The organism is Micromonospora inaquosa (assembly GCF_003857055.1).
Lineage (GTDB): Bacteria > Actinomycetota > Actinomycetes > Mycobacteriales > Micromonosporaceae > Micromonospora > Micromonospora inaquosa.
This window is the reverse complement of sequence record NZ_QGSZ01000191.1, coordinates 1-4,026: the sequence shown is the minus strand read 5'-3', so window position 1 is coordinate 4,026 and position 4,026 is coordinate 1. Positions and strand designations below refer to the sequence as shown.

The window sequence follows — 4,026 nt, the reverse complement described above, 5'->3', positions numbered from 1 at the left end:
CGATCACGGGCCACCCGCACGACGTCATCGCGGAACTCACGGGGGTAGGGCTTAGGCACAGCAACATCCTTCCAGCCCGCCACCAAGGCAAGCCATCTCAGATGTCACCTATCGGTGCAGCAGACCCGAACCCGAAGTTGGCAGATTGCTCTGCCAGACGTCGTACCTGTCGAGGGTCCACGACACTCCACGTGGCTAGCCTGCGGTGAACACGTCAGAATAGGGACGATCACCGGCCCGCACAGCCCTCACCACGCGTGGTGACAGCTTTCCGACAGCAGCAACAACCCCTTCTCGAACATACGTTCTATCGCCTGATTCGCCACGGCAGATAGGATCGAAGTCGACTCGACACCAGCCCAGAGTCAGCGAAATGTCCGGCCGATCGCTAGTCTCGAAGCCAGGCCAGGGTAGGGGGTGTTACCAGATGGCTACCGCTCACGATGTCGCAGCGGCAGTGCTCAGCAAACTCGGCAGTGTCACCGCCATGAAGCTGGAAAAGCTCGTGTACTACTGCCAGGGGTGGCATCTGGCACGCGAGGGAGCCTTGTTGTTCCCCGAGCCGATCGAAGCTTGGCGGGAGGGCCCCGTCGTCCCACCCCTCTACCGTCACCACCGTAGGCAGCTCACCGTGTCCGGGTGGCCACACGGGGAGGCCTCACACCTGACGCCAGATCAACACAGGACCGTCCAGTGGGTCACTGATGAGTACGGCAAGTTCTCGGCAAGCCAACTGTCCCTCATGACGCACAACGAGCTGCCCTGGAGAGCCGCCCGAGGTGCGCTCCCCGAGTCAGCCAGCTCGTCGGCAAGGATAAGCACCGACCTCATGCGGACGTACTATGCGCGGCAGATCGCGAATACGGAAACTGCTGTCGGGCTAGCCACTGCCAACGCCGCCCTGGAAGGCAAAGAATTCGACCAGGACTGGCAGGACAAGCTCCGCGATGTGGCATCAGGTTTGATCAGCGCAGACGAGCTGGTCTCTCAAGAGATTGCCCGCCTCAAGGGTGCATGATCCGTACTGCTGGCCAGGGACCACCTGCCTGAAGAACAAGTTAGGAATCACGGATCCCGCCATCCTTCGGGAGGCGGAGTTTCGCTTGACCTCGATCCGGGAGGTTCAAGCATCCCGAATGATGATTCCGGGCAGCTACGGCCTTGACCACCTACAGGCGTTCCACCGGAAGCTGTTTTGCGATCTCTACGACTGGGCCGGGCAGACCAGGACCGTCGACATCAGTAAGCCAGGAGCACGCTTCTGTCACTGGCGATACATCGACGACCAAGTGAGCACGATCCTTAGCGGACTCAGCAAGGATGGCTTTCTTCTTGGCCTAAAGCATGAAGCGTTCGTCGAGACACTCGCTCACTACTACGGCGAGTTGAACGTCTGTCACCCCTTTCGTGAGGGCAACGGCCGAACGACCCGATCCTTCCTCCGACAGCTCGGTGCCGCTGCGGGCTTTTTGCTTGACTGGTCGGAGCTGAACGAAGCTGACAACATCGCAGCGTGCCATGACCACCTGACCACCACCGACAAAAGCATGCTTGTGACGGTCCTGCGTCCGGTCGTCCGCCGGTTGAGTTGACGCCGCCGGTGGTAGAAGGCGCTCTTCCGCGGCCTCGCGCCGGTCTGAGAGCTCATCCCGAAGCGAAGGGACGCGAGGTCCGTACCTCAGCCGCAGGTGAGCTCTTGACCTGCATCCGGAAATGCGGGATTGCCTGTCTGTGTCGCAGTGACTTTTCGCGCAACCGCCCGCAGGCTGTCCCCGGTCAAGCCTCCGGGCCCGTCAACACATTCACGGCCACACCGGTTGCGAACAGCCAAAACGCCTCGACGGCACCGATCAGCCCAGGGCCCTCGACGTGCTGGAAATCGCTGAGGGCCCAGTCGGCGGGATCGCGCTCGTGATACTCGGCCAGGAAGTCGCGTAGCTCGGCGAGGGTGCCCAACCGGTCGCCCCGGAGCACGTGTACCCGCAGGTCGACCCGGTGGCCGTCCTCGACTTGGCGCTCCCAGACCCGGGTCGCGAAAGTGACGCCCTCCCACTCGGAGGCGAAGTCCGAAACCAGGTCACCAACGTCCGACGGCAGATAGCCGATGCGAAAGCCATCCAGCTCGCCGCCGTCCCGGGCGACCGGGCCAGGCACGCCCGTCACCCCGTCGCCTCAATGGCTGCCTCCACCTTGTCCAGATAGTTGAACCACCAATCCCCCTCACTCTTTGGGCGAGAAGACAGGAGGCTTGCGGCCACAATGAAGGCTAGGACGACTACGCTGTCAGCTGGCAGCACACCCGACATCGGTCGCCCGGCAACAACGGCGTTGAGGAAGGCTTCGACCTCGGGAGAGGTTGCCGAACTCCACGCTTCTGCCTCGGCAACTTCCTCGGCCAACTGCTGGATTTGCTCAGGCGATGGCTTGCCCTGGCATATGTCAGCACTGACGAAGGCCGAGATAGCAGCCAACAGCTCCAGGGCGGACTGCCGCGTCGACCTGTCAGAAAACGCCTTGAGCGCTTCGTCAAACTCAACCGGCTTCCGCTTGACGGCCCAGTGCAACGTGTCACGGACGAGCTGCTCAACTCGCTCATCAATTTTCAACGGAACCTCCGCCATCCTGCGATCTCGCTTTGTAAGCCTTGAGGGATCCCCAGGTTGCCACGGCCCCGAGGACGACGCCGGCTACGGCCTTCGGCAGAGCCGGCAAGAACTCTGAAACCGTCGCCCATGCTGTCGCCGCTGCCGAACCGCCAACAGCAATTGCCTCTGGGCCGACACTCCTGCGTCTCGTGGGCGGCGGCGCATCTCGGCTCTCTCGGCCGCGCGCCTCACGTCGCCCGTCGCGGTCCGCCACCGTCGACCCAAGCCCTGGGATCGCAGGTCGCAAGGTGACGCTGACTGCCGCGGGTGGTTGGTGGATTGCGCTGCCACCACCCGTGGTCAGTTTCCCAGCGCTCGGACCTTCGCGATCGTCTCCTGCACGTGCTGCTTGGCCGGGTCGCCACCCTGGGACGCCTGCGCGAGTGCCTGACGGTACGAATCAATCATGCCGACCAGCGGACCGGCGGCTACGCCCTCCAGAGCACCGGCGACGAGTGCTCGCGCCTCGGCCGCGTCCTGTGCCGCCGCTGCGGTCTTGGCCTTCGCCTCGTCCAGCTTCTGAGACGCCGCCGCCAACCTCGCGATGATCTGTGCTGCGCTCACGCGCGCCTCCCCATGATCGACCATCGCCTCCACCACCGCACCGGCAGAGACCACATGGGAGCGTACGAGATCCGCGCACCCAGCGCGACCGGCCGCCAACTTCCGGGTCACCTCGTCGGGGCCCGGCGATGCCGCAAGTAGGCGACCATGGCGAGAATGGCCTGGACCTGACCGGGTCCAGACGCGAAAAGTGGATCTTGGACACTTTCCGTTACGCGTGAACGGAAAGTGTCCAAGATTGCGAGCGGGTGAGCGAGGATCCCGGCGTTAAGCGCTCACCGCTCGGCGACGAACACGCCGACACCACCGACGCCTTCCACCAAGCCCTCGATCTTGAGCGCGTTGATGGCCTGACGAACAACGATGGCTGAGACGTCATGTTGACGGCACAACTCGGAGGTTGAGGGCAGCTTGTCGCCCGGCGCAAGTTCGCCGGACTTGATCTGAGCGCGGATGCCGTCGGCGATCAGCGCCCACTTCGCTTTGGCGGGCATTGGTGTCTCCCAGGTCTGCCCTGCCATTCGATCACGAGGAACTTTGTATAGCAAGCAATGTGCGGTCAGGTGCTTGCGCTTGCATGACCTGTTATATACGCTCTCCCTGGCTGGCTCCCAGGTCTGCAAGCCCGGAGCTGGTTCGTTCCCACCGCGCAGGAAGCGCCCGGTCGGTCGGTCCCCCCGTTCGACCGGGCGTGCCGGGGCGTGCCCGCACGCCGCCCCGACGCCGCAAGAGCCGTGAGCAGCTTGGAGACGACCCGACGGGAGCCCCCGATGCCCGATCGACCCGACGAATCCCCCACCGATCCACCAGCCCCAGG

The 4,026-nt window shown here is 63.8% G+C and carries 6 protein-coding genes; 2 read left to right on the top strand and 4 right to left on the bottom strand.

Annotation, left to right across the window (positions count from 1 at the left end):
- Window positions 1-487 precede the first annotated feature (487 nt).
- Both DLJ59_RS12620 and DLJ59_RS12615 read left to right on the top strand, forming a co-directional pair.
- On the top strand, window positions 488-1,018 hold the full coding sequence (locus tag DLJ59_RS12620; protein ID WP_208648658.1) for a type II toxin-antitoxin system antitoxin SocA domain-containing protein: 531 nt from the start codon (window positions 488-490) through the stop codon (window positions 1,016-1,018).
- A gap of 85 nt (window positions 1,019-1,103) precedes the next feature.
- Window positions 1,104-1,592 carry a Fic/DOC family protein gene (locus DLJ59_RS12615; protein ID WP_124772699.1) on the top strand — a complete coding sequence of 163 codons (489 nt, stop codon included), beginning with the start codon at window positions 1,104-1,106 and terminating at the stop codon, window positions 1,590-1,592.
- Between the two features lie 184 nt (window positions 1,593-1,776).
- On the opposite strand, the gene DLJ59_RS12610 is transcribed toward DLJ59_RS12615, so the two are convergent.
- The 4 genes from DLJ59_RS12610 to DLJ59_RS12595 all read right to left on the bottom strand — a co-directional run bounded on the left by DLJ59_RS12610 (window position 1,777) and on the right by DLJ59_RS12595 (window position 3,730).
- Window positions 1,777-2,154 carry a hypothetical protein gene (locus DLJ59_RS12610; RefSeq protein WP_124772698.1) on the bottom strand — a complete coding sequence of 126 codons (378 nt, stop codon included), beginning with the start codon at window positions 2,152-2,154 and terminating at the stop codon, window positions 1,777-1,779.
- Window positions 2,155-2,159: 5 nt separating this feature from the next.
- On the bottom strand, window positions 2,160-2,621 hold the full coding sequence (locus tag DLJ59_RS12605; RefSeq protein ID WP_124772697.1) for a hypothetical protein: 462 nt from the start codon (window positions 2,619-2,621) through the stop codon (window positions 2,160-2,162).
- Between the two features lie 324 nt (window positions 2,622-2,945).
- Entirely contained in the window at window positions 2,946-3,209 is a 264-nt protein-coding gene (locus DLJ59_RS12600; RefSeq protein WP_030489032.1) for a DUF6244 family protein, read from the bottom strand.
- A 275-nt stretch (window positions 3,210-3,484) separates the two neighbouring features.
- Entirely contained in the window at window positions 3,485-3,730 is a 246-nt protein-coding gene (locus tag DLJ59_RS12595) for a winged helix-turn-helix domain-containing protein (protein ID WP_088949319.1), read from the bottom strand.
- Window positions 3,731-4,026: the final 296 nt, after the last annotated feature.